We start from the raw sequence: 23,365 nt of genomic DNA, 5'->3' as shown, positions 1-23,365 counted from the left end.
CTCCTCGTGGAACGGTCTCGACTCCCTGCAGGGGTCATTCACTCATTCGAACCAGTGTGACCGTGGGATTGGGTGGGTATATCTCAAGTTCGTGTCTGCCAACTGTCTTTCGTTGGCGGCAATTGACGGTTAGCTCCGGCAACTGCCACACTGGGCTTGCCTTCAAAGTCGGGGAGGTCACCATGAAGTGTTCGCGAGCCGCACTACCGATCTTCTTACTGTCCACCGCGCTGACGACATCGCTGGTCAGCGGCTGTGGAGCCCGGGCCGGAGCGGCCGGGGGCGACGGGGAGCGAATCGTCATCCTCGCCTCCGCGAGCGCCAACGAACCTCGCCCTTCCCTTCCGCCGGGGATCGAAAGCCGCCTCGCGGAGGCCGCGCACAGCCAGAACGCCACCGACGGAAAGAACGGCAAGGGCAGTGTCGCGATCGTGACCACGGCCGACGGCGACACCGCACAGACCCTTCCGTTGACTCCGCGCCGGGCCAACGGCGCCGTCGAGCACGGGTTGCAGCGCGAAAACCTCATCGACGCCAACGTCCGGCGGGTCTCGGAAGCCGTGGGCGGGCTGGCCGCCACCCATTCCGGTGTCGACCTGCTGGCGGGCATCGACAACGCCGTACGCGGCGCCGGACCCGGGACGCTCGTCGTGATCAGCAGCGGGCTCTCGACCGCGGGCGGGTTCGACCTGCGGCGCACCGGATGGCAGCTCGAACCGGTCGCGCTGGCGGCGGAACTGAAGACGCGCGGCCTGCTGCCCCGGCTCGACGGACGGCGGTTCGTGATGACCGGGATCGGCGAAACCGCGGGCGCCCAGGCACCGCTCGCCCTGCCGACCAGGGAACGGCTCATCGCGTATTGGCGGGAGATCTGCCACGCGGCGGGCGCGGCCGAATGCGTCTTCGACGAGGCCAGGCTCGAACCGCGGCCGCCGAACGGGACCGTCCCCACACCGGAGGTCCCGGTGCCCGGGATCGTCTCGGTCCGCGGGCCGGACGGCACGACGAAGACGACGCTGTCCAACGACGTCCTCGGGTTCGCCGGCGATTCCGCCGCGCTTTCCCCCGCGGCCCAAGGGGTTCTGGCCGAACTGGCGTCGAGGATCGTCGCGAGGTCGGAGGACCGGCCCTCGGCGAGGGTCGTCGTGCGCGGGTTCACGGCCGACCCGCCGGGTTCGACCGAACAGGGCAGGGCCGACCTGTCCGCCGCGCGAGCGGGCGCCGTGGCCGGCGCGCTGAGGGCGGCCGGAGTGAGCCGACCGATCGATTCGAGTGGAGGGGGGACCGCGCCGGGCATGACGGCGATGTCCGGCGGTGTCTTCGACGAAGGCGTCGCCGTGAAGATGCGCCGGGTCGACATCACGTACTGAAAGAGGGAGGAACCGTCATGGACGGCTTGGACCGGATCACGCCCCGCCTGCCCCTGCAGCGGGCGGCGGCGGAGGACTACCACGACGACTACGAGCGGGCGGCCGCCGGAACCCGGGGCAGGCTCGGCGCGCGTATCGCCGAACTGAAGCTCGCCGCGGACCGTGTCCTGCGCACCCCGGTGATCGGGCCTCGCGGGCAGTTCATGACCGTGTACGAGGCCAAACACCGCGCGGAGGTGCTGAGCGAGCGGATCGACACCGACGAACTGCGCGGCAGCCTGCGGCACTACCGGGTGTCGCGTGCGGCGAAGGTGCTGACCCTCCTCGGGCTGGTGGTGATCGACTTCCCGGTGATGCTCTGGCTGGCGAGTTCGGTGTTCAACGTCGACTGGACGAACCCGCTCGGGCTGCAACTGGTGATCAGCGTCGTGATCTCGGTGCTCGCCACCGGCGGCGCGGCGGCGGCGCTGTACCACCTCGGGCACGACCAGCGGGAGAACAAGGACGACCGGCGGCGGCTCACCTGGCGCACACTGTCGCGCGGCTCGAAGCTGAGCATGCTGGCCGCGGTGGTACTGATGGGACTGATCGCGGCGGTGATGTTCGTCCGGGTCTACACCGAAGGCGAGCTGAGCGGGCTGACCAGCCTCGCGTTCCTGCTGGCCGTGCTGGTCGCCTTCGTGATGCTCGTTTCCGCCGCGCTGGTGTTCTGGACGGCGTTCCGCGACGGTTCGCTCGAACAGGACGATCTGCGGGTCTACAGCGCGATCGTCCTGCGCTACGAATCGCAGCGCCGGGAGCACGAGGTCCACATCGGTGAACTGACCTCGCAACTGCAACGGCTCGAAGGCGAGTACCCGGGTTTCCGCGCCACAGTGGACACCTAGCCTTCGGCGGGGCCGCCGTAGCGCATCGACCCGCTCGGCGGCACCCACCGGACCGGTGAATCCGGCATTGCCCGGAACCGTTCGGCTCAAGCGTGGATCGGCACTTTGGAGGTGGCGCTTCCCCTGCCGCGGAACAACGATGAGCACCAGGGATCTCGGCCTCGAGTCCCGGGGGAAGCCATCTGCCGCTGGAGGTCCGATTGTCCGTCACCGACCGCGTTCCCGTTGCCCCGCAAGCGAACTTCCTCGGCTCCGGACCGTATCCGGAACACCGGTGGCGGGTGGTCCTCTGGTCCGTCCTCGCCGGTTTCGTGCTGACGGTGATCTGGTCCGCGCCCTTTGTGGACAGTGTGATCGGCGACAGCGTCGCCAACACCCTCCTCGGCCACAACGCCAAAGAGACCCCGATCGGCGGTGTCCTCGCCGGGACGTTGTTCGCGTTCGTCTCGGGACTCGCCGGAACCTTCACCGCGTGCAACATCGCCGCGTTCGGCGCAGTCGCCCCGCTGGTCGGCGGAGAGACCCGCGGGCGGCCGAAGTTCTCGGACACCTTGAAGCCGCTGGGCTGGATAGCGGCGGGCATGCTGACCGTTTCCGTGGTGTACGGCGTGATCGTCGCGCTCGTCGGTACACGGATGCCGCAGTTCTCGACGGCCACGACCGCGGGCGGCCTCACGCCGCGGAACATCCAGTCGATGATCGTCTACGGCGTGATCGGTGTCGTGTTCATCGTGCTGGGCCTGGCTTCCGTCGGCATCGTCCGCAACCCGATCGCCGGGCTCACACGCCGTTTCCCGCCCGCGCCGCTCGTCCTGATGGGCGCCCTCATCGGCGGATTCCTGATCGGCCGCCCGTTCCCGCTGTTCCGGATGATGTTCCGCAGCGCGGCCGAAAGCCACAACGTCTTCTACGGCGCGGCCGCGTTCGCGCTGCAATCCGTCGGCAACATCCTGGTGATGGCGCTGTTGTTCCTCGTCCTCACGAACGGGACGGGCGGGCGCCTGCAGCGGTGGATGCTCGCCAAACCCACCAGGATCGCCGTGGTGACCGGGGCCGCGCTGCTCGTCGCGGGCACGTTCACGCTGCTGTACTGGGATCTGCGGGTGCTGGGCCGGACCGGGATCATCTGGTACCCGACCATCAAGTGGTGAAGATCCGCGCCAGAACCCGCTCGACCGAATCCTGAAGATGCCTCGCCGCGCCGTCCCGGCCGGCGAGGTATCTCAGCAGGCCTTGCTGGAACAGGCCGTCGAAGAGCGCGTACACCGTCGACCGGTCCAGATCCAGTGGCTTGCCGAGTAGGTCCGCGTACCGATCCACGATCCGCCAGATCATCAGTTCCAGCGTCTCGTCGATGTCGAGAACGTCCGCCCGGAACACCTTTTCGAACAGGCTCTGATTGCGCAGGTCGTACCAGAGCCGGTGCAGTCGTGCGTCTTCGCGCAGCGTGGCCGCCATCGCCGAGCCGAAAGCGTGTCGCAGGTCTTCGGCGGTCTCCGCGGTCTCGACTATCCGGTCGTACCGGGTGACGCATTCGGTCTTGTACTGCTTGACGCAGTAGGTGATCAGCTCGACCTTGTCACGGAAATAATAGTGCAGTACCCCGTGGGAGAACTCGGAATTCTGCGCGATCTCCCGCAGGCTCGTGCGCGCGTAGCCGAGGTCGGACAAGGTGACCAGTGCCGACCTGGCCAGCTGAGCGCGCCGTTGATCGAATCTGTCCACCTGACGGGTCTCGTCTCCGCTGCGGTTCGCCACGTCGGTCACGATCGCGTTCCCGTCGCTCGGGTGCCCGCCGGCCACGAGCACATCGAAGGATTCTAGCCCCGGGAAGGGTTTTCTAGTGACGGACAGAATCTATTCGAGCCATTCGGTGACGAAGTGGTCGCTTTCGTGGATGTGGACGGCTTCGTAGGTTTCCGGGCCGATCACGGCGAACTTGTGCGGAGTGTCGGCGGGAACGACGAGGACTTCGCCCGCGCCGCCCTCGCGTTCGGTGTCCCCGATGGTGAACCGGGCCCGGCCGCGGACGATCACGAACGTTTCGCAGTACGGATGCCGGTGCAGTCTCGGTCCGGAACCGTCGACGTCGGTCCGCTCGCGGATGATCGAGATCCCGGAGCCGACGTCGCGGCCTTCGACGGTTTCCAGGGCTTCAGCGGTCATCCCGTCACTCTAACTCCGGCGGTGAACGCCGTGGGGTCATTTGCCGCGCTCCACGACGAACGTCGAAAGCCCGGTCAGCAGTGCCCTGGCCGGGCACTCGGGAAGGCCGAGCGCGAGATCCCGGGCCTTGGCCGCATAGCCGTGGGCTTCGGTGAGGGCGCGGTCGACGCCGGGGGACACGCGCAGGAGTTCGAGGGCCTCATGCAGGAGCATCGGATCGGAAACCGGGCCGTGGCCGATGATCTCGCGCAGCCTCGCGGCACCGGACCCCTCGTCGTCGAGAGCGTGGAGCATCGGCAGCGTGACGATCCCCTCGCGCAGGTCGGTGCCGGCGGATTTGCCCAGATCCGTGGTGGACGCGGCGATGTCGAGAACGTCGTCGGAGATCTGGAACGCGACGCCGATGAGCTCGCCGTACTGGCCCAATGTTTCGATGATCCGCTCATCCGCGCCGGACACCTGCGCGCCGAGTCTGGCCGCCATCGCGATCAGCGACGCGGATTTGTCGGCCATCACCTGGATGTGGTGTTCGTAAGGCGCGTGTTGCCCGCAGTCCTCGAACGGCCCCGTCGTTTCGAGGAACTGGCCGCGGACGAGCCTGCCGAACGTGTTCGCCTGCAGCCGCAGCGCGTAGTCGCCCAGCCCGGCGCCGACCCGCGCCGCGCAGGCGAGGACGTAGTCGCCGATCAGAACGGCCTTCTTGTTGCCCCACAAGGAGTTCGCACTCGTCACGCCATGCCTCATCGGGGCCTCGTCCATGACGTCGTCGTGGTAGAGCGTGGCGACGTGGACGAGTTCGACGAGGACAGCGGCCGACGTCGCCCGGTCCGGGTCGGTGCCGAACGCCGCCCCGGTCAGCGCCATCAGCGGCCGGAGCCGTTTGCCGCCCGCGCGCACGAGGTGGGTGGCCGCCTCGGTGAGGTCGGGGTGGCCGGGACTGCGCAACACCTCCTGGAGTTCTTCTTCGACCCGGGCGAGCCCGGCGCGGAGTCCGGCGTCGAACGCCGTGTGCCGCTCATCGGCCGGGTCGAGCCCGAGTTCTGTGACGATCGTGGTCGTGTTCACGACCTCCAGCATCCGAGCGGCGGGCCGCGCTCCGCATGGCGCCGGCGGGGGAGATCGCTCCCTCCCAGGAGGGAAAACGATGACCGCAATTCGCTTGACCCGAGGACGGTCCGACGTTCCACTGTGGCGGGACACCACGATCGTGGTGCCGCATCCAGGGAGGCAGCTTCAGCGATGGAGATCCGTGCGACGACCGACAAGGACCTCGACGTCTTCGTCGACACCCTTTACGCCGCGTTCGGGCGCTTCCCGGAAACCCCCGCCGGGAGCGGGATCTGGTCGGCGCTCGAAATGGACCGCGGCCTGCTCGCGATGACGGCGGACAGACGGCCCGTCGGCACCGCCGCCGCGTACTCCTTCGAACTCACGTTGCCCGGTGAAGCCGTCGTCCCGGTCGCCGGGGTATCCGCCGTCGGCGTTCTGCCCTCGCACCGACGCCAGGGTGTGCTGACCGCGATGATGCGGCACCAGCTCACCGACGTGCGGGCCCGCGGCGAGTTCCTGTCCGTATTGCTGTCCTCCGAGGCACTGATCTATCGCAGGTTCGGCTACGGACCGGCGACCTACACACGACGGCTGACGGTGCCACGCCACCAGGCAGCCTTCGCCCGCCCTCGGGCTCGCGGAACGGCCGACCTCCCGGCGACCGGCTCGGTCGAACTGCTGCGGCGTGCCGACTGCGGCGAGATCCTGGAGCAGGTCTACGACCGGTACCGCCGCGCGCAGCCCGGTGCGCTTTCCCGTCCGCACCGCTGGTGGACGCTGGGAGCCGGGCAGTCCCCGATCGCTCCGACGTCGCGCTACATCGCCGTCCATCGTGACTCCGACGGTGTCCCGGACGGGTACGCCAGCTACTCGATCGCCGATGCCGAAACGATGACCGTCGACGAGACCATCGCCGTCGACGACATCGTTTTCGCGACCCTGACCCGGTTCCTGCTCGCGCACGATCTGATCACCCGGGTCGTGTTCAAGCATCTCCCGCCCGAGCACCCTTTGCGCTGGCAGCTCGAGGACTTCCGCGCCGGCGAGGTGAGCGACGACACCGACTGGCTCTGGGTGCGGCTGCTGGACGTGCCACGTGCGCTGACCGCGCGCGGCTGGTTCACCGACGCAGAGCTGGTCCTCGACGTCGACGACCCGGCTCTCGGTGAGCACGGCCGCTACCTGCTGACCGTCCGGGACGGCAAGGCCGACTGCGTTCCGACGGACCGCGAGCCCGACCTGTCCCTGGACATGAGCGACCTGGGCTCGATCTACCTCGGCGGCACCGCCCCCAGCACGCTCGTGCGAGCCGGCCACATCCGGGCTCACCGCCCGGGCGCGGCCGTCGTCGCCGACGCGCTCTTCCGCGCCGAGCGTCCGCCGCACTGCCTGCACTGGTTCTGACCGGGCTCAGAAGGGCGGCTCCGGGCTTCCGGTGGCCGCGGCGACCGGCGTCCGTTCCCACGCGCCGTCCGACTGCGTGCCGCCCGAACTGCGGCCGGCCCTGTTCACCTTCGCCGTGGCGTACCGCAACGACGGGCCGATCTCGTCGACGTCCAGTTCGACCACCGTCCGTTTTTCGCCTTCCTTGGTTTCGAACGAACGCTGCTTCAGCCTGCCCTGCACGATCACCCTGGTTCCCCGGGTGAGTGATTCGGCCAGATTCTCCGCGGCCTGCTTCCACAGTGAGCAGCGCAGGAACAACGGGTCGCCGTCACGCCATTCCCCGCTCGCCCGGTCCAGGACGCGCGGCGTCGACGCGACCGTGAAGTTCGCGACCGCCGCGCCCGACGGGGTGAACTTCAGCTCCGGGTCGGTCGTCAGGTTGCCGATCACCGTGAGCACCGTTTCTCCGGCCATGGGACTTCTCCTTCTCGCTTCGGCGCGCGGGGCCCGGCCGGGTCCGCTGTCGCCTGGGAAGAGGAGACCACCGGGGTACGACAATTTCGGACGTCCGTCGGCGCTCGGATGTCCTGACGGGGTCGTTCAGGACTCGAAGTGTCGTGAACTTCCCTTTCACGGCGTTCGCGAGGCCGAGAAACATTCGCCGAGGCGGGCGAGTCCTTCGTTGATCCGGTCGGAACCGACCATCCCGTAGCCGATCACCAATCCGCCACGCGTTCCCCCGTACGAGGAAAGACTTTCGACTGCCACACCCGCTCGCCCCGCGGCCGCGACGACACCGTCCATAGTGACCGTCGCATGTGGAGTAACCGGTGCGCACAGGTGAAGACCGGCACTTGAAGGGACGATTTCCAGCACGTCCCGCAACTCGTCGCCTATGAAGGCGAGGATCCGGTCCCGCCGCACCGCGTACTCCCGGGTGGCCTTACGGACGTGCCGGGCGAGCAGGCCTTCGTCGATGAAGCTCGCCAACGCCGACTGGGTGACGAGGTCCCCGTGCCAGTCCATCAGTTGCTTCGCCTGCCGCAGCGCCGGGCGCAGCGAGGCGGGCGCGATGAGGAAACCCAGACGGAGCAGGGGAAGCAAGGTCTTCGAGAACGAACCGACGTAGAGCACCCGGCCGTTGTGGTCGAGGCTCTGGAGCGGCTCGAGTGGGCGGTCGGAGAACCGGTACTCGCTGTCGTAGTCGTCCTCGACGATCACCGCGTCGTTCCGTTCCGCCCACGCCAGCAACGCCGTCCTCCTGGCGAGTGACATCGGCGTGCCGAGCGGGAACTGGTGCGACGGCGTCGTATAAACCAGACGAGTGCCCTTCGCGAGTGCCGTGACGTCCAAGCCTTCGGCGTCGACAGGCACCTTCGCGACCCGGGCACCGAGCGACGCGAAAAGCCGCTCCGCTGGGGGATAGCCGGGATCCTCGACAGCGACCCGGGTACCGGGCTCGATCAGGACCCGGCCGATCAGGTCGAGGGCCTGTTGCGCCCCTTGGGTGACCAGGACGTCCTCGCCGCTCGCCTGTACCGACCGCGCGGCGCCGATATGCCGGGCGATCGCCACCCGGAGGGCTTCGAGTCCGGCCGGATCGGCATACCCGGACGGCGGCAGCAACGACGGCCGCAGCGCCTGGCTGACCAGACGGCGCCAGGTCCGTAGTGGGAACAGTCCCGGATCCGGGACGCCGACGCGGAAGTCGAAATCGGGCGCGGACCGGTCGGCGCCGAGTGGAGCGGGCAGCGAACGCCAGCGTTCGATGGGCCGCAGGCCGGCGCCTGGGGGAGCGGCGCGATCGACCTTGGCCACGGGATCGGCGCTGACGAAGGTCCCGCGGCCGACATGGCTGCTGAGGAAGCCCTCCGCGGTGAGCCGTTCGTACGCGACCGCGACGGTGTTGCGCGAGACGTCGAGTTCGCGGGCCAGTTCCCTGGTCGGTGGCAGGCGTTCACCGGAGCGCAGGCGCCCGTCGAGGATGCCGTCGCGGAGTTGGCGGTAGATCCGCGCGGCCAGGTCGGTGTGGCCGTCGAGGCTGATGTGGAACGGCATGCCACGAGCCTACATTGGCCCAATCATACTGGCTGGAATTGGAGCTGGGATGTGGCCAATACGGCGCCTAGCTTGATTCCATGGAGTCCACGAAGCGACTGACTTTGGCGCAGCTGATCAGTTCCGTCGGCGACGGCGCCTACTACGTCAGCTCGGCGCTCTACTTCACGCTGATCGTCGGGCTGTCGCCCGCACAGGTCGGTCTCGGCCTCACCGTCGGCTGGGCGGTCGGTTCGGTGGCCGGGGTCGCGCTGGGGCATGTGGCCGACCGTCGCGGGCCGAAGGGAACGGCCGTCCTGCTCGGGCTCGGCACCGCCGCGTCGGTCGCGGCGTTCCTCTTCATCGGCTCGGTCGTCGCCTTCGTGATCGCGGCCTGCGTCTACGCCTGTTTCCAATGCGGTCTCGGCGCGTCGAGGCAGGCGCTGCTCGCCGGTTTGATCGACCCGGCCGAGCGCACCACGTTCCGCGCCAAGCTGCAGGCGATGTCGAACGCCGGGATCGCGGTCGGCGCGGCACTCGGCGGCATCGCGCTGGCGATCGGGACGCAAGAGGCCTTCTTGACGGTCTTCGTGATCGACGCGCTCGCCTTTGTCGTCGCCGCTCTCGTGCTTCGAAAGGTTCCATCGGTGGCTCCGGCGCCCATCCGGACCGAGGAACCGTCCGTGGCCGTTCTCCGCGATCGCCCGTACGCGCTGCTGGCGCTGCTCAACATGATCATGCTGCTCTACATGCCGCTGTTCAGCCTGGTTCTGCCGCTCTGGATCTCGACTCGGACGGCCGCTCCGAGCTGGCTGGTATCGGCGATGCTGGTGCTCAACACGGCGAGCGTCGTGGTCTTCCAGGTGCGGGTGGCGCGCGGCGTCACGGGGCTTCGCAGCGCCTCCCGCTATGCGCGGTACGCGGGGTTGCTGCTCTTCGTCTCCTGCCTGATCTTCTCGTTCTCCGCCATGAGTAATTCGGCGTGGCCGGCCGCGCTGATCCTGCTCGCGGGGGCCGCGTTGCAGGTGGTGGGGGAGATGGCGCAGGCGGCGGGTTCGTGGGAGATCGGTTTCGGCCTCGCACCGGACGGCAAACAGGGTCAGTACCAAGGGCTCTTCGGTGCCGGGACGGCCATCGCGCGCATGCTCGGCCCGGTCCTGCTGACCGGCCTGATCCTGGTGGGCGGTGCGCTGGGCTGGGTGGTGCTGGGCGGGCTGTTCCTGCTGGCGGGCACGCTCACCGCGCCCGCCGTCCGCTGGGCGGAACGGACCAGACCCGTTCCCGTACTCGCTCGGGTTCAGTCTTCGAGGGCTTGACGGAAGTGCTCGGCGATGTCGAGTCCGGCGGCTTCTTCCGGTGTGTACCAGGCGAAAGCGTCGTGTTCGTCGGGGTCGAGCACGACCTCGCCCGGCTCGTCCTCGGCGAGCGCGTACACCGTGGCGTGGATCAGCATCGGCCTGCCGCCGACGTCGTCCCAGCTGTAGGCGCCGCGTTCGCCGAGAACCCGCACGGTCAACCCGGTCTCCTCGGCGAACTCGCGGACCACGGTCTCGGCCGGCGCCTCGCCCGGCTCGACCGTCCCGCCCGGCAACTCCCAATGGCCACCGAGGAAGGAGCCTGGCCGCCGCCGGATGAACAGGATCTTCCCGTCGCGGATGACCCTGCCGTACGCCAAGTACTTGTCCGTCACCAGCGCATCTTCCCGTATTCGGAGAACCTTTCCCATTGAGGACCGATCCTGTCCGCAATGCCTCCTAGCGTAGGCGTCATGGAAAACACCGAGATCCGCCCCTTCCGGCTCGACATCCCCCAGGAGCAGCTGGACGAACTGCACGCGAAGCTCGACAGCGCGCGCTGGCCCGCCCCGCTCCCCGGAGACGGCTGGGACACCGGGGTGCCGGTGGCGTGGCTACGCGGGCTCGCCGAGTACTGGCGTGACGGTTACGACTGGCGCGCCGTCGAACGCGAGATCAACCGATTTCCGCAGTACACCACGGAAATCGACGGGCAGAACATCCACTTCCTGCACGTCCGCTCGCCGGAGACCGGCGCGACGCCGTTGATCCTCACGCACGGCTGGCCGGGTTCGGTGGTGGAATTCCTCGACGTCATCGGCCCGCTCACCGACCCGAAGGCGCACGGCGGAGACCCCGCGGACGCGTTCCATCTCGTCATCCCGTCGCTTCCCGGCTTCGGTTTCTCGGGCCCTGTCTCGGATTCCGGTTGGACCATGCAGCGGATCGCGCGTGCTTGGGCGGAGCTCATGAACCGGCTCGGCTACGAAACTTACGGCGTTCAGGGCGGCGACCTCGGCGCTTCGGTGTCCCCGGAGGTGGCGCGGGTCGCGCCGGCCAAGGTGATCGGCGTGCATGTCAACGGCGGTCTGACGCCGATGCCCCCGATGTCGATGTCCGAGGAGGAACTGGCTTCGCTGACCGATCTCGAACGCGACCGCATCCAGCGGATCGGGGCGTTCATGCAGGAGGAGTTCGGGTACATCGCGATCCAGTCGACCCGGCCGCAGACACTCGGCTACGGCCTGATCGATTCCCCGGTCGCGCAACTGGCCTGGATCATGGACAAGTTCCGTGAATGGACGCATCCACGCGCGACGCTGCCGGACGAGATCATCGACCGCGACACGCTGCTCACCAACGTCATGTTCACCTGGCTCACCGGTACGGCGGCTTCGTCGGCGTACGTCGGGTACGCGCAGGCCGAGACTTGGGGCGCGGTCGAGAAGAACTCCGGCGTTCCCACGGCGGCGCTGATCTTCGCGCACGACGTCGGAATCCGGCGGTATTCGGAAGACGCCCACACGATCGTCCGCTGGACCGATGTCGACCGCGGCGGACACTTCGCCGCCTTGGAAGAGCCCGAGATCCTGATCGCGGACGTGCGGGAGTTCTTCCGGTCCCTCAAATGACGAGAGCGGCCGCTTCCCCGAGGAAGCGGCCGTAGTCGTCCACTTCGGACTCAAGGCCGACGATGGCGGACGGCGACAGGGTGGCGAAGGGTTCTATGACGACGCTCGTCCGCTTCGCGGTCCGCTTGGTGTGCCAGGTTCCGGCGATCCGGCCGTCCACCAGCACGGTGGGCGCGATCATCCCGCCGCCGGAGTTGACGCGTTTCGCGTGGTCGGGGTCGAGGAGCAAGTCACGGTCCCGGTAACCCAGCAGGTAGGTGTCGAAGGCGCCGAGCAGGCGTGGGGGACAGGCCGGAGCGGTCAGATCCGTTTCCGCGAGAGCGGAACCGGCGCCCGCCCGCACGAGGTCCAGCGCGTCGAAGGCCTTGCGGCAGAGGCCGAGTGGAAGTCCGGACCAGGCGGCGAAGTCGTCGGTCGTCGCGATGCCGTAGGCGGTGAGATACCGGCGGGCGAGTTCCGTATGCGGGTCGTCCGGGCTGGTTTCCTCGGTGATCCACTCGTCGAGAAGAACGTACGTCGGCTCCGAGCCGTCGTCCGGGCCACGACAGATCAAGCCTCGGTTGGCCGCATACGCCAAGAGATGAGCCGGAGCCTGTGACTTCGCATCGAGCGCGATCCCGTTGCCCGCCAGGCCTTCCACGATCTGCTGCCGGGTGAGCGATTTGCCCGGCAGCAGGGCGTGGAGGTGTTCCAGCGCTCGTTCACAGAGGTCGTCGGTAAGGCCCAGTTGCCTGCGGCGTCCCTGGCCCGCCTGGGCGTTGCGCGGACCGAACAGCCGATTCAGCCAGCGGAGATCCTCGGCCGGGACCAGGTGGAGTGTCTTGCGCATCAGCCAGGTGCGAGCCACCGCCCGGGACGCGTCGATGTCCGCCGCGGTCGACCCCCGGCTCCGGACCCGGAACGCGAGTCTGGCCGCCGGGCTCGACTGCGCCTGGATCGCGGCGATGGACCTGGCGACGGCCAGCACGTCCGCGGCCCGGGCGTCGAGCAGTTGCGCGCGGGCGCGGACGGCGCGGATGTCGTTGTCGGACAGTGTCACCGGATGACGATCTCACGTCGGCTACGGTGGAGCCCATGACCCAGTCCGCGTACCCGGCCGCCCTGCGGTGGCTGTTGTTGTGCGTGGTGGCGCTGGGACTGGTCGGAATGCACCATGTCGCGGCCGAATCCGGCCACGGTCACGAGACTGTCGCCGTCGCGATGGCGGATCCGTGTTGCACGGACATGCCTTCGCACGACGGCGGTGGTGAGCACAATGGACTGCACCTGTGTCTCGCGGTACTGGCCGCGGCCGCGCTCCTGATCGTCACCTGGCTGCTCGTCCGCAAGGGGCGGATCGTGGCGACATGGAAGACGCGGCCGTGGAACGGTTCGGTATCTGGGCGTGATCCGCCGAGATGGAGACCGGTTCCGGAGCGATTGTCCTTCCTTTGCGTGTTGCGGGTGTGACAGGCGGGAGCTTTCCCCGTCATACCCGAAAACCGATCTGAGGAAGAACCATGACCAGCAGGAAACTGGTCGGGGCGGCGCTCGCCGCCCTGGCCTCCGTCGTCGTGCTCGCCGGCTGCGCGAGCTCCGACAAGCCCTCCAGCGGGCACGACATGTCCACGATGAACGTGCCTGCTCCCCAGCAGGCGGGCCACAACCAGGCTGATGTCACCTTCGCGCAAGGGATGATCCCGCACCACGAGCAGGCGCTCGCGATGGCGAAACTCGTCGACGGCCGTACGCGCAACGCGAAGGTCGTCGACCTCGCCTCGCGGATCCAGCAGGCGCAGGGCCCGGAGATCCAGCAGCTGAACGGCTTGCTGAAGGCCTGGGGAGTGGCGCCGTCGGGTGAGCACTCCGAACACGGCTCGATGTCCGGGATGGCGTCCGAGGACGATCTCGCGAAACTCGGTCAGGCCGAGAACGCGGCCTTCGACCGGCAGTGGCTGGAGATGATGGTGAAGCATCACGAAGGCGCGCTCACGATGGCGAAGACCGTGCTGCAGCAAGGAAGCAATGCTGAGGTGAAGGCTTTTGCGCAGAAGGTGATCGACGGTCAGCAGACCGAGATCACCGAGATGCGGACACTGCTCGGCTGATCACGATCGCGCAGGCCGGACTCGTCCGGCCTGCGCGATCACCGCTTGGAAGTGCGCGCACTGGGTGAAGTCGTCGTGCTCGCATCCGAGAGCGCAGTCGATGAGAGTGAGGGAAGCCTGGGCGGCCGCGATTCGCCGCGTGAGCTCTTCCTTGTGTCGTTCGAGAACCGCGTCACGCTCGCCCGGTTTCTGGAACATCTCACGGATGCCGTCGAGGCTGATTCCCGCTTCCTTGGAGCGCAGGATGACCGCGATCCGGGAGAGATCGGCGTCGGCGTAGCGCCGCCGGTCACCCGAGCGTGACGGCTTGAGGAGACCAACGGATTCCCAGTGCCGCAGGACATGCGTCGCCAGGCCGAAGCGCTCCGCGACCTCGCCTACGCTCAAGGTGCTTGACTTCATGTCATCATTAAGTCGGACGATCGCCGGTATGTCCACGAACGGTATGTCCCTGATGCAGCGGCTCGACGCCGCCGACGCGCGGCCGGAAGCCGCCTCTTTGAGGTCCCGGACCTATGAACTGCTCCGCCTGGAACCCGGTTCCGCGGTGCTCGACGTCGGCTGTGGTGCCGGGCGGGCGGTGGCCGAGTTGTCGTCACTGGGGTTCCGCGCTGTCGGTGTCGACTTGTCTTCCGAGATGGTCGAGGAGGCTCGTCGACGGTCTCCGGATCTGGAGTTCCTGACCGGTGACGCCTGTTCGTTGCCGGTGGACGGTGGGTTCGCGGGGTATCGGGCGGACAAGGTGTTCCACGAGTTGGCAGAGCCGTCGCGTGCTCTCGCGGAGGCTCGGCGGGTTCTGGTTCCCGGCGGGCGGATCGTGTTGTCCGGGCACGATTGGGAGGCATTGGTGATCGATTCCTCTTATCCGGCACTGACTCGGGAGATCGTGCGCGCGCGTGCCTCGGTGATCACCGCTCCTCGGGTGGCCCGCGGGTTTCGGCGCCTGCTGTCCGGTTATGGGTTCGGTGAGGTCGCGGTGGAGGTCGTCACCGCGACTGTGGATGGTGGCCTGTTAGGGCGGGTGATGGTCGAGGTGGCTGTTCGCGTGGGGGCTGTTTCCGTTGAGGAGGGGGAGATCTGGCTGACGGAGCAGCTTGAAGAGGGGAGGCTTGTTGCTGTACCGCAGTTCCTGGCGTCTGGTAGTGCCCGTCGATGACTGATTCGTGGACAGTGGGTGCGTATTTTCACCGTTCACTCTCCGCGTAAATCCGATCACGAAATTACGTGAACTCGAACGTCTGTTCGAGTACGATCATGGTCATGACCCCAACTCTTGCTCATAACCCGAAGACCGCTCGCTTTCTGGATGCCGCGTTCGACGAGGAGGTTCTGCTTCGTCAGGCGCAGGGGCGTCAGGTGCGGGCGTTAGCCGATTTCGCTGCTGTCGCCGGATCGCGAAGATCGATGACCGAGGAAGTCGCCTTGCGCTTCTCGGTCACTCGCAATCGAGCGTTCCTGCTGCTGGAAATCGCCTGCGCACTGGTGCGCCGCCTGCCTCATACGCTGGCGGCGTTGGAACGCGGTGACATCGACCTGTTCAAAGCCTCCCGGGTCACCCGCCTGACCCGGGAGGTGTCGGACGAGGTCGCCGCCCAGGTGGATGCCTGGATGGCGAACCGTCTCGCCGAGCGTGATCCGGAGGCGATCCGCCGTTCGGTGAGCCATGCGGTGCAGAAGTTCGACCCCGCCGGCTATCGCGAACGCGCCGCGAAGAAACGCGCGGCGAGGCATGTCTCGTTGAAGCACGAGGACGAGACGATGTCCTCACTCTCCGGTTATCTCCCCGCAGAGGTCGCCAGCTCGATCTATGCGTCGATGAGCCGGGCGGCGAAGGCTCGACGGTTCAAGGACAAGTCCCGCACTCTAGGTCAGCATCGGGCGGATATCTTCGCCGAACGGCTGCTGGCCGAGGAGAGACGAGGGAAGCTGCGGGCGCATATCCATGTCTATGTGGACTTCTTGACCCTCGTCGGTGCACGTAATGACCCCGCGTTCCTGGCAGGCTACGGACCCATCCCGGACTGGCTGGCGCGCGAAATCGCCTCCGACCCCGGCTCGACCTGGTCCCGTCTGATCACCGACCCCGCCACCGGGCAGCTACTGGAAGCGGGGGCCGACAAGTATCGGTCACCGGCCTCCTTGGCGCGGTTGATCAAGGCCCGGGATCGGGAATGCACGCAGCCCGGCTGCCACCGGCCCGCGGAGTCGTCCGAGATCGACCACATCGTCGGCCGGGCCCGCGACGGCAGGACCAACCACCACAACTGCCATGTTTACTGCAAAGGCCACAACCTGCTCCGCGAAGAACCCGGCTGGTCCGCGGAACCCACCGGCAACGGCGGCATGATCATCACCACGCCGTCGGGGCACCGCTACGAAACGGCACCGGAACCGTTCCATGAATCCCGCTCCGACGCCCCGTTCTCTGACGAGGCCAGGGAAGGTGGCGCCCAAGGCGATGCTGATGCGGCCTGACGAACCGAGCGTTCCTCGGACGTCGATGAGCTCGGCGGCATGTTCGGCACGCCGGCGTTCGACACCCTGTTCGCCTCGTCGGTGAGGGCTAACTTCGCGCCGAACGTCCGTGACGCTTCGCGGGCGGCGGTGGGCCGGTTGACGAGCAGTCGGCGACCAACGAAGAGGTTCGGAAGCCGGTCGAGCTTGGCTTCGGGCCCGCGTCGAAGGACGTGGTCGCCGCGCAGCTGGCCAGACCGGGATGTCGGCGGGGCAGGCCCAGGAGGTCGTCGGGACGCTCACGCTTGCCTCGTATGAAGCTTGTTGGATCCAGGGGGGCCTTTACGTGCTCTTTACGCGGGAGTGCCGAGCACCGACATGCCGAGCACCAGTTCGTTCGCCGGGTCGCAGCCGAGGAGTTGCTCGACCATCTCGTCGCGCAGCGCTGCGGTGAAGGTGATGTTCAGCCCGAGCGCCGTCGCCAGCAGGTAGACGGTCTGGCTGAGATGGCCGACGTCCATCAGCAGGATCCGGTACGTCCGGCTCACCGGGTACTTCCACTGGTTCCGCTCGATGACACTGGTGTAGATCAGCAGCGCGCCGGCGTTCCCGGTCCATTCCTGGTCACCGGCGAGTGCGACCAGTTCGTCGTCGTCGATCTTGCCGCCCAGTGGCGTGAGCCCATGCCCGAAAGCGTCATAGTGGTAGACCCCGCATTCGAGGCCCCCGACGTTCCTCGCGTAGACGTACACCTCGGTCGGATGCCGCGCGCCGCCGGACGGGCTCGTCTTGAAGACGTTCCCAGTGGCCGGGATGTCGGGATGCGTTTCCGGCCTCGTCGGCCGGGCGGCCGTGAGCAAGGCGCTCAAAGCACGCAGCGGCAACGGTTCTTCACCGAACTCGCGGACGCTTCTGCGCTTCCGCAGGGCCTCGCCGAGCCCGATCGCGTTCAGCGGTTCGGGCGACGGTTCGGGCAGCGGTATCGCCTCGAAGTCGCCCGACGGCCTCACCGGAGAAGGCGGAGGATTGGCCTTCGCCTTCTCCAGCAGGGTTTTCGCGGTCGTCTCGCTGGTCGTGAACTCGGTTTGCCGTAGCGATCGGGTGCCGAAGTGGAACGCCCTCGCGGACGCTCCCCAGGGACCCCAGTCCCGAAGGATCTCTTCTTCCCTCCGCTGGCGGGAAGAACCTTTGACCACCAGCACGTCGTACCGGATCATCGCGCGCGTGATGCGGACGAGCCTTTCCCGCGTCTCGGGATTCTCGTCCGCGTCACGCACCGATTCCGGCTCTCGCCACGAACCGAACCATCGCAGAACCTGTTCGGTTCCTTCGGCGAGTTTGAGCTGGCGATGTCCGAGGTGATCGTCCCAGATCAGCTCACCTTCGGACCAGTAAAGCGTTCCACAAGAGGAAACCCTTACCAGCATCGAATGTCTTGCGCCCCAGTCCCCAGTAGTGCGAATACTTAGCGAATCCGCCCGGTCATTCAGCGTCGCGGACGGAATGGCGGTGTTCCGCCCGGCGGCGGATCGAACGGGCCCCACTGCTGGAGAACCCGGTACTCGGCTTCGATTTCGGTCAGGAATTCGTCATCGTCGTCTTCCATGTGGCCGATCCTCTACGTGATCAGTTGCTCCGGTCAAGCGAATATACCTACTCCATCAGAGTACCGGAGCGAAACGACGAATTACGCCGAGTAATCGGTCAGGTGCTGTCTGAGTTCGCGTACCTCGGCGGAGTCTGAAATGCCGAGCTCGGCGTAGAGTCGCAAGGCCAGTCTGCGATGACGGTCCGCTTTCGGTCGCTCACCGAGAATGTCGAGCGAGGTCGCCATTTCATGGTGGGCGATGGGCTGCATGCTGCGATTCCCGGTCGATCCGAGAACTTCCAGCGCGGTGGTCAACTGGGAGACCGCGAGTTCGGCATCGCCGACGGAGCGCGAATTGATGCCGAGGGCGATGAAGCATTCGGCCTCGAGGTCGGCCGATTCGTTTTCATGGGCCAGCCGTAGTGCCTGGTCGAGCTCTCCTGCCGCTTCAAGGTGGCGGTCCTTCTCGGTGTGGATCAGTCCGATCCGGTGCCGGGCGCGGGCCTCGATGAGGGCGTTCCCTATGGCCTTCGCGGTGTCGCGGACCCATCCGAGTTGCTCGATCGCCTCTTCCGTCTCGCCGGTGAGCCAGTGGGTGAGGGCGGAGTTCCCCTTCGCCCGGCATTGCATCCGGACGTCGCCCGTGGTCGCGGCCAGTTCGAACACCTCGCCGAACAGGCGATTCGCTTCGGTGTACTCCTTTGCCCGCCAGAGGGTGAGGCCGTAGTTGTGCAAGGCCTGGTACTCCAGTACCAGATTTCCGGTCGCCCGGGCTGCGGACAGCGCGAGCGTGTGGATTTCCCTGGCCTGGTGGTAGTGACCGCGGTTGTCGAAGTAGCGCCAGACCGACGAACAGAAGAGCACGAGGTCCGAATAGTGCTGGGAATGGTTCATGGCGACGGCCACCGGCAGGACGTTCTGCCATTGGTTGTCCATCCAGTGCGCGGCCTGGTCGTAGTCGGCGAACGACTGCCCGAATTCGCTCTTCGGGACCTCGAGGCCGTCGCGGGGCTCGTCGTCGGTATCGGGGTCGATGAATTCCATCGCGGCGGCGACGGTGCAGCGGTAGTAGTCGAACAGCCGCCGCATCATGGTGTCGCGCTGGTCTTCGGGCTCTTCCGCGAACAGCAGTTCACGGGCGTAGCTGCGAAGGAGGTCGTGCATTTCGTACCGGTCCATCGACGGTTGCCGTAAAAGATTCACGTCGACCAGTCGTTCGGCCAGGCGGCGGGCCTCGCCGAGGCCCACTTCGGCCAGCGCGGCCGTCGAATGCAGGTCGAAGGCGGCACCGGGGTGATGGCTCAAGCGCCGGAACACCCGGCGTTCCGCTTCGGACAGGTTCAGATAGGACACCCGGAAAGCGCCGGCGACGTCGCGTTCCCCTGCGGTGAGTTCGCCGAATCTGTTCCGTTCGTCACGCAACTGCCGGGCGACGAAGTCGAGTGTCCAGGACGCCCGCGCTCGCAGGCGGCTCGCCGTGACGGCCAGTGCGAGCGGCAGATCGCCGCATAGGCTCGCGACCTGGTCGGCCGCGTCGGGGGATTCCCGCTTCAGCCGGGACGGTCCGACGATCCGGCCGAGCAGGTCCACCGCGTCCGCGCGGCTGAACGGTTCGAGGGAGAGCAACTCCGCACCGTCGAGGTCGGCGAGCCTGGTCCGGCTGGTGATCAGCACGCAACAGCTCGCCGAACCGGGGAGCAGCGGGCTCACCTGCGTCGCGCTGATGGCGTTGTCCAGCACCACGAGCATGCGTTTGCCGGCGAGACAGCTGCGGAACAACGCCGCACGCTGCCCGGTGCCGGCGGGGATGTCCGAACCCTGGATGCCGAGCGAGCGCAGCAGCGACTCCAGTGCCGCGGCAGGATCCACCGGGTCACCCGCAGGCGAAAACCCTTCGAGGTTGACGAAGAGTTGCCCGTCGGGGTACATCGGCGCCAGCCGGTGAGCGGCGTGGACGGCCAGTGCGGTCTTGCCGACGCCGGGCATGCCGTCGATCGCGATCAGCCTCGGCCCGGCCGACGAACCGGCCTGGCCGATCTCGAGGACCGTTTCCAGCTCCGCGGCGCGGCCACCGAACGCGGGGAGGTCCGCGGGCAGTTGTGCTGGTCGGGGGAAGAGCGCCTTCCGCGCGTCCGCGTCCTCACGTCGTCCGCTGGTGTCCATCCCGGCGCGGAGACCGCCCACGCCGTACCGGATGAGGGAGGTGTCCTCCATCAGTTCGGCGTCCGTGCGCAGGATCTGCTGGTGGAGTGCGCTCAATTCGGCGCCAGGGTCGACACCGAGCTCCTCGGCCAGCGCCGTCCTCGCCCGGTCGAACGTCCGGAGCGCGTCGGCGCCGCGGCCCGCCCGGTAGAGCGCCAGCATGGTCAGGCACTGCAGGGTCTCGCGAGTGGGATGCCGGGCGGCGAGGTCGAAGGCCTCGCGGACCGCGGTGTCGGTCTCCCCGAGCCGGAGCCGGGCGCCGATGAGGAGTTCGCGGGCGGCGAGGCGTTCTTCGTCGAGCCGTCGCGCCGTCTGTTCGATGGCGTCGCCGTCGAGACCGTCGAAGGCGGGGCCGCGCCAGAGCGCGAGGGCGTCCGCGAGTTTGCCCGCCGCCTGGGAGATCAGCCCCGCGGCCAGGAGTTCCGCACCTTGGCGATAGTCCGCCTCGAACCGGGCCGAGTCGAGTGACGCGCTGCTGGTGACGATGCGGTACGCCGAACCGGTGGTGACCACTGCCGACCGCGCGACGCCGAGATCGTGCCGCAGCCGGGCGATCGCGTTGCTGACCTGGCGGACGGCGGTCTTCGGCGGCCTCTCCGGCCACATCGTGCCGATCAGGTAGGACGCCGGGACGAGCCTGCCCGCGTTGATCAGTAGGGAGGCGAGCAGTCGTTGTTCACGGCGTCCGCCGAGCCGGACGGGGACGCCGTCGACCTCGGCTTCGAGCGGGCCGAGGACGGAAAAACTGAGCTGAGAGGGCTGACCACCGCTTTTCGGATCACCACCGGTCTTGGGCGATCCGGCCGTTTCAGGTAAAGGATCGACGGTCATATGCGACTATGTCGTCCGAGACCGTGAGAGTGCTCAAGCACTACCTCCCAGTCCGCTCGCCCGGTGATCGGCACCCTAACCCACCGTTCCGGCCTCCAGCCAGGACGGCGTGGGGGAACGCTGTCCGGCATTCGGCCTAGCCGAGGGCTTCGAGCCTGCCGTGGAACCGGTCCGAGTCTACTCCCGGAACCCCCTGATCTGCGCGGACGAGCGCCGGTGGCGAGCCGATGTAATTCCGATGCAGGGCCTTGGAAAGCTGAAGACATCGGCTGGGCGGGGTTCGGCGCGACGGGGCAGCGTGCCGAGGCCGCATGAAGGGGCTCCACGGCGGTTGGCCTTCGATCTGGGGGTGGTCAACCGCCCTGGGAGCACCCTCGCCGTCATCGGTTTCTCCCGACAGGTTCCTCTCAGAAACGCGCGGCACACTGGGGAAAAGAGGAGTGTGCCGTCATGAGTGCTCTGGGCAATCTGGTGGGTGTCCTGCTCACAATGTTCCTGATCGTGCTTGTCGCCCGGCTGGTGTTGGACTGGGCCGTGACCCTCGCCGGCCGGATGCCGCCCTGGTCGTTCCGGGCGCGCGGGATCACCCACAGGGTCACTGAGCCGGTGATCGCGCCCGTCCGCCGCGTGGTCCGCCCGGTGCGGGCCGGTGGCGTGGCGTTCGACCTCGCGTTCACCCTCGTCTTCCTGGCCGTCGTCGTCCTGCAGTCGGTCGCTTTCAGCCTCTGACCAGGTGTGATCGGCCGCGATTCAGGGTATGTGGGCGGGGACGAGAGGAGTGTGCCCATGCGCCCGGTCTGGAGCGGGTCCCTTTCACTCGGACTGGTGACTGTGCCGGTCCGGCTGTACAGCGCCGTCGAGGACCACAAGGTGCACTTCCGCCAATTCCAACGCGGGACCGAGGATCGCATCCGGTATCGGCGCGTGAACGAGCGCACCGGCAAGGAAGTCGACTACGACGACATCGTCAAGGGCTACGAGTTCGACAGCGGCGAGTACGTGCTCGTCGAACCCGAGGAACTCGACGAGATCGCCCCGGGCCGGTCGAAGTCGCTCGACATCGAGAGTTTCGTCGAACTGGACGACATCGACCCCATGTTCTTCGACAAGACGTACTGGCTGGCGCCGGCGAAAGAGGAATTCGAGCGTCCGTATGCGCTGCTGCTCGAAGCGATGCGCTCGTCCGGCCGGGCCGGGATCGCGAAGTTCGTCATGCGCGGCCGCGAATACCTGTCGTTGATCCGTTCGGGTGACGGCGTCATGGTGCTCAACACCCTGCATTTCGCCGCCGATCTCCGCGACCCCGCCGAACAGCTCCCGGACCTGCCCGGCAAGGCGAAGGCGCGCGGCAAGGAACTCGACATGGCGGTCGACCTGATCGACGCGATGAGCGACGACTGGCGGCCCGAGGAATATCGCGACACCTACAACGATCGCGTGCGGAAGCTGATCAAGGCCAAGAAGAAGGGCAAGACGATCACGCCCGCCGCCGAGCCAGGTGAGCCGACGAAGGTCGTCGACCTGTTCGAGGCGCTTTCGAAGAGCGTCGAGAACGGTAAGTCCACGAAGAAGGCGTCGTCGGGGAAGTCGGCCAAGAAGACGTCAGCCAAGAAGACGCCTGCCAGGAAGGATCTGGCTTCCCTGTCGAAGGCGGACTTGGAGAAGCTGGCGCGGGAACGCGACATCAAGGGACGGTCGAAGATGACGCGGGCCGGGTTGGAGAAGACGCTCAAGGCCTCGTAAGCGTCACACCGGCCGCCGTCAGTTCACCGGCGATGGCCTCGATCAGCAGCGGGACGTCCTCGGCCGCCGTCGCGTGGAGGCCTTCCGACACGATCAGCACGTCGGACGTCGCGGCGGATACCGCGGAGTGCCCGCTCTGCCGGTTCGTCCACCGCCGGGCGTGGGCCTGACCGTCCTCGTCGGCGAAGATCACCTCGCCCGGATTCGGGTGCTCCACGGTGCCTCCGAAGGTCATGTACTTCTCGTCGCCCCGAGCGTGACGGACTTCGAGCGAGCCGCCGATCTTGGCGACGTCGAGCACCGCGACCGGGATGGCGTACGCGACCGACACCGCGTTGCAGAGGTCGATCACCGGATGGATCCGGGGGAGCGTGCCCTCTTTCCGTAGCCGGCGCAGCAGGGATTCCGACGCGCAGCGGTACTGGGTCGGCTTCAGTCCCATCTTGCCGAACGCCCGGCGCCAGGCCTGGATCTCCGGGAACTCCGATTCCGGCCCGTCCGCGAGGCGTCGCGATGCCCGCGCAAGGAACTTCTCGACTTCGACCGGCAGTTCGGTGGTGATCCCGGTGGCCGAAAGCGTCCCGACGGCGAGGCCGGGAAACTCGGCGCGGACCTCGGGGCTGTGCTGGAGTCGCATG

Annotated in this window: 23 protein-coding genes; 12 read left to right on the top strand and 11 right to left on the bottom strand. The window is 67.5% G+C overall.

From position 1 onward, the window contains the following. Positions 1 to 182: 182 nt before the first annotated feature. From H5J31_RS03560 to H5J31_RS03550, 3 genes are all read left to right on the top strand, one after another. A complete protein-coding gene (locus H5J31_RS03560; protein ID WP_181770971.1) occupies positions 183 to 1,370 on the top strand; it encodes an OmpA family protein in 1,188 nt (395 codons plus the stop codon). Between the two features lie 17 nt (positions 1,371 to 1,387). Then, positions 1,388 to 2,257: a hypothetical protein gene (locus H5J31_RS03555; RefSeq protein WP_181770970.1), complete on the top strand. Its 870-nt coding sequence runs from the start codon at positions 1,388 to 1,390 to the stop codon at positions 2,255 to 2,257. 200 nt (positions 2,258 to 2,457) lie between these two features. Then, on the top strand, positions 2,458 to 3,408 hold the full coding sequence (locus H5J31_RS03550) for a hypothetical protein (RefSeq protein ID WP_181770969.1): 951 nt from the start codon (positions 2,458 to 2,460) through the stop codon (positions 3,406 to 3,408). On the opposite strand, the gene H5J31_RS03545 is transcribed toward H5J31_RS03550, so the two are convergent. The 3 genes from H5J31_RS03545 to H5J31_RS03535 all read right to left on the bottom strand — a co-directional run bounded on the left by H5J31_RS03545 (position 3,398) and on the right by H5J31_RS03535 (position 5,488). Then, on the bottom strand, positions 3,398 to 4,024 hold the full coding sequence (locus tag H5J31_RS03545) for a TetR/AcrR family transcriptional regulator (RefSeq protein ID WP_181771035.1): 627 nt from the start codon (positions 4,022 to 4,024) through the stop codon (positions 3,398 to 3,400). The genes H5J31_RS03550 and H5J31_RS03545 overlap by 11 nt on opposite strands. Before the next feature lie 90 nt (positions 4,025 to 4,114). After that, positions 4,115 to 4,423 carry a cupin domain-containing protein gene (locus H5J31_RS03540; RefSeq protein ID WP_181770968.1) on the bottom strand — a complete coding sequence of 103 codons (309 nt, stop codon included), beginning with the start codon at positions 4,421 to 4,423 and terminating at the stop codon, positions 4,115 to 4,117. 36 nt (positions 4,424 to 4,459) lie between these two features. Next, positions 4,460 to 5,488: a polyprenyl synthetase family protein gene (locus tag H5J31_RS03535; RefSeq protein ID WP_328701364.1), complete on the bottom strand. Its 1,029-nt coding sequence runs from the start codon at positions 5,486 to 5,488 to the stop codon at positions 4,460 to 4,462. A gap of 174 nt (positions 5,489 to 5,662) precedes the next feature. On the opposite strand from H5J31_RS03535, the gene H5J31_RS03530 reads away from it, so the two are divergent. Then, a complete protein-coding gene (locus tag H5J31_RS03530; protein WP_181770966.1) occupies positions 5,663 to 6,877 on the top strand; it encodes a GNAT family N-acetyltransferase in 1,215 nt (404 codons plus the stop codon). A gap of 6 nt (positions 6,878 to 6,883) precedes the next feature. Here H5J31_RS03530 and H5J31_RS03525 read toward each other — a convergent pair whose 3' ends face one another. Then, entirely contained in the window at positions 6,884 to 7,333 is a 450-nt protein-coding gene (locus tag H5J31_RS03525) for a single-stranded DNA-binding protein (protein WP_181770965.1), read from the bottom strand. A gap of 156 nt (positions 7,334 to 7,489) precedes the next feature. Continuing rightward, positions 7,490 to 8,917, bottom strand: a complete 1,428-nt coding sequence (gene pdxR, locus H5J31_RS03520; protein ID WP_181770964.1) for a MocR-like pyridoxine biosynthesis transcription factor PdxR — start codon at positions 8,915 to 8,917, stop codon at positions 7,490 to 7,492. A gap of 80 nt (positions 8,918 to 8,997) precedes the next feature. On the opposite strand from pdxR, the gene H5J31_RS03515 reads away from it, so the two are divergent. Then, on the top strand, positions 8,998 to 10,212 hold the full coding sequence (locus H5J31_RS03515) for an MFS transporter (RefSeq protein ID WP_181770963.1): 1,215 nt from the start codon (positions 8,998 to 9,000) through the stop codon (positions 10,210 to 10,212). Here the strand turns inward: H5J31_RS03515 and H5J31_RS03510 are convergent. Further along, positions 10,194 to 10,586, bottom strand: a complete 393-nt coding sequence (locus H5J31_RS03510; RefSeq protein WP_181770962.1) for an NUDIX hydrolase — start codon at positions 10,584 to 10,586, stop codon at positions 10,194 to 10,196. The two genes, H5J31_RS03515 and H5J31_RS03510, sit on opposite strands and share 19 nt — an antisense overlap. 78 nt (positions 10,587 to 10,664) lie before the next feature. On the opposite strand from H5J31_RS03510, the gene H5J31_RS03505 reads away from it, so the two are divergent. Continuing rightward, positions 10,665 to 11,822, top strand: a complete 1,158-nt coding sequence (locus H5J31_RS03505; protein WP_181770961.1) for an epoxide hydrolase family protein — start codon at positions 10,665 to 10,667, stop codon at positions 11,820 to 11,822. Here the strand turns inward: H5J31_RS03505 and H5J31_RS03500 are convergent. Further along, a complete protein-coding gene (locus H5J31_RS03500) occupies positions 11,815 to 12,861 on the bottom strand; it encodes a winged helix DNA-binding domain-containing protein (RefSeq protein WP_181770960.1) in 1,047 nt (348 codons plus the stop codon). The genes H5J31_RS03505 and H5J31_RS03500 overlap by 8 nt on opposite strands. 35 nt (positions 12,862 to 12,896) lie before the next feature. On the opposite strand from H5J31_RS03500, the gene H5J31_RS03495 reads away from it, so the two are divergent. Both H5J31_RS03495 and H5J31_RS03490 read left to right on the top strand, forming a co-directional pair. Further along, positions 12,897 to 13,271 carry a DUF6153 family protein gene (locus H5J31_RS03495; RefSeq protein WP_181770959.1) on the top strand — a complete coding sequence of 125 codons (375 nt, stop codon included), beginning with the start codon at positions 12,897 to 12,899 and terminating at the stop codon, positions 13,269 to 13,271. A gap of 50 nt (positions 13,272 to 13,321) precedes the next feature. Continuing rightward, complete coding sequence (locus tag H5J31_RS03490) at positions 13,322 to 13,909, top strand: DUF305 domain-containing protein (protein WP_181770958.1); 588 nt, start codon at positions 13,322 to 13,324, stop codon at positions 13,907 to 13,909. Here the strand turns inward: H5J31_RS03490 and H5J31_RS03485 are convergent, their stop codons facing one another. After that, complete coding sequence (locus tag H5J31_RS03485; protein WP_236004640.1) at positions 13,910 to 14,296, bottom strand: MerR family transcriptional regulator; 387 nt, start codon at positions 14,294 to 14,296, stop codon at positions 13,910 to 13,912. It abuts the gene before it with no gap. A gap of 58 nt (positions 14,297 to 14,354) precedes the next feature. Here H5J31_RS03485 and H5J31_RS03480 point away from each other — a divergent pair, with 58 nt between their 5' ends. Together H5J31_RS03480 and H5J31_RS03475 are read left to right on the top strand one after the other, a co-directional pair. Then, positions 14,355 to 15,065 (top strand): methyltransferase domain-containing protein, encoded by a 711-nt coding sequence (locus H5J31_RS03480; protein WP_181771034.1) that lies wholly within the window; start codon positions 14,355 to 14,357, stop codon positions 15,063 to 15,065. Between the two features lie 104 nt (positions 15,066 to 15,169). Then, positions 15,170 to 16,384 carry an HNH endonuclease signature motif containing protein gene (locus H5J31_RS03475; RefSeq protein ID WP_181770956.1) on the top strand — a complete coding sequence of 405 codons (1,215 nt, stop codon included), beginning with the start codon at positions 15,170 to 15,172 and terminating at the stop codon, positions 16,382 to 16,384. Positions 16,385 to 16,716: 332 nt separating this feature from the next. On the opposite strand, the gene H5J31_RS03470 is transcribed toward H5J31_RS03475, so the two are convergent. Next, on the bottom strand, positions 16,717 to 17,790 hold the full coding sequence (locus tag H5J31_RS03470) for a SagB/ThcOx family dehydrogenase (RefSeq protein ID WP_181770955.1): 1,074 nt from the start codon (positions 17,788 to 17,790) through the stop codon (positions 16,717 to 16,719). A 260-nt stretch (positions 17,791 to 18,050) separates the two neighbouring features. Then, positions 18,051 to 20,984 carry an AfsR/SARP family transcriptional regulator gene (locus tag H5J31_RS03465; protein ID WP_181770954.1) on the bottom strand — a complete coding sequence of 978 codons (2,934 nt, stop codon included), beginning with the start codon at positions 20,982 to 20,984 and terminating at the stop codon, positions 18,051 to 18,053. A gap of 450 nt (positions 20,985 to 21,434) precedes the next feature. On the opposite strand from H5J31_RS03465, the gene H5J31_RS03460 reads away from it, so the two are divergent. Both H5J31_RS03460 and ku read left to right on the top strand, forming a co-directional pair. After that, the gene (locus H5J31_RS03460; RefSeq protein ID WP_181770953.1) at positions 21,435 to 21,713 is read left to right on the top strand and encodes a YggT family protein; all 279 of its coding nucleotides are present in this window, start codon (positions 21,435 to 21,437) and stop codon (positions 21,711 to 21,713) included. 57 nt (positions 21,714 to 21,770) lie between these two features. Further along, the gene (gene ku, locus H5J31_RS03455) at positions 21,771 to 22,727 is read left to right on the top strand and encodes a non-homologous end joining protein Ku (protein WP_181770952.1); all 957 of its coding nucleotides are present in this window, start codon (positions 21,771 to 21,773) and stop codon (positions 22,725 to 22,727) included. On the opposite strand, the gene H5J31_RS03450 is transcribed toward ku, so the two are convergent. Continuing rightward, positions 22,714 to 23,364, bottom strand: coding sequence for a B3/B4 domain-containing protein (locus tag H5J31_RS03450; RefSeq protein ID WP_181770951.1), 651 nt, complete (start codon positions 23,362 to 23,364; stop codon positions 22,714 to 22,716). The genes ku and H5J31_RS03450 overlap by 14 nt on opposite strands. Position 23,365: the final 1 nt, after the last annotated feature.

Origin of the sequence: Amycolatopsis pittospori (assembly GCF_013870525.1) — a bacterium.
Taxonomy (GTDB): Bacteria; Actinomycetota; Actinomycetes; order Mycobacteriales; family Pseudonocardiaceae; genus Amycolatopsis; species Amycolatopsis pittospori.
The sequence above is the reverse complement of the archived record's forward strand: the minus strand, read 5'-3'. Positions and strand labels throughout refer to the sequence as shown.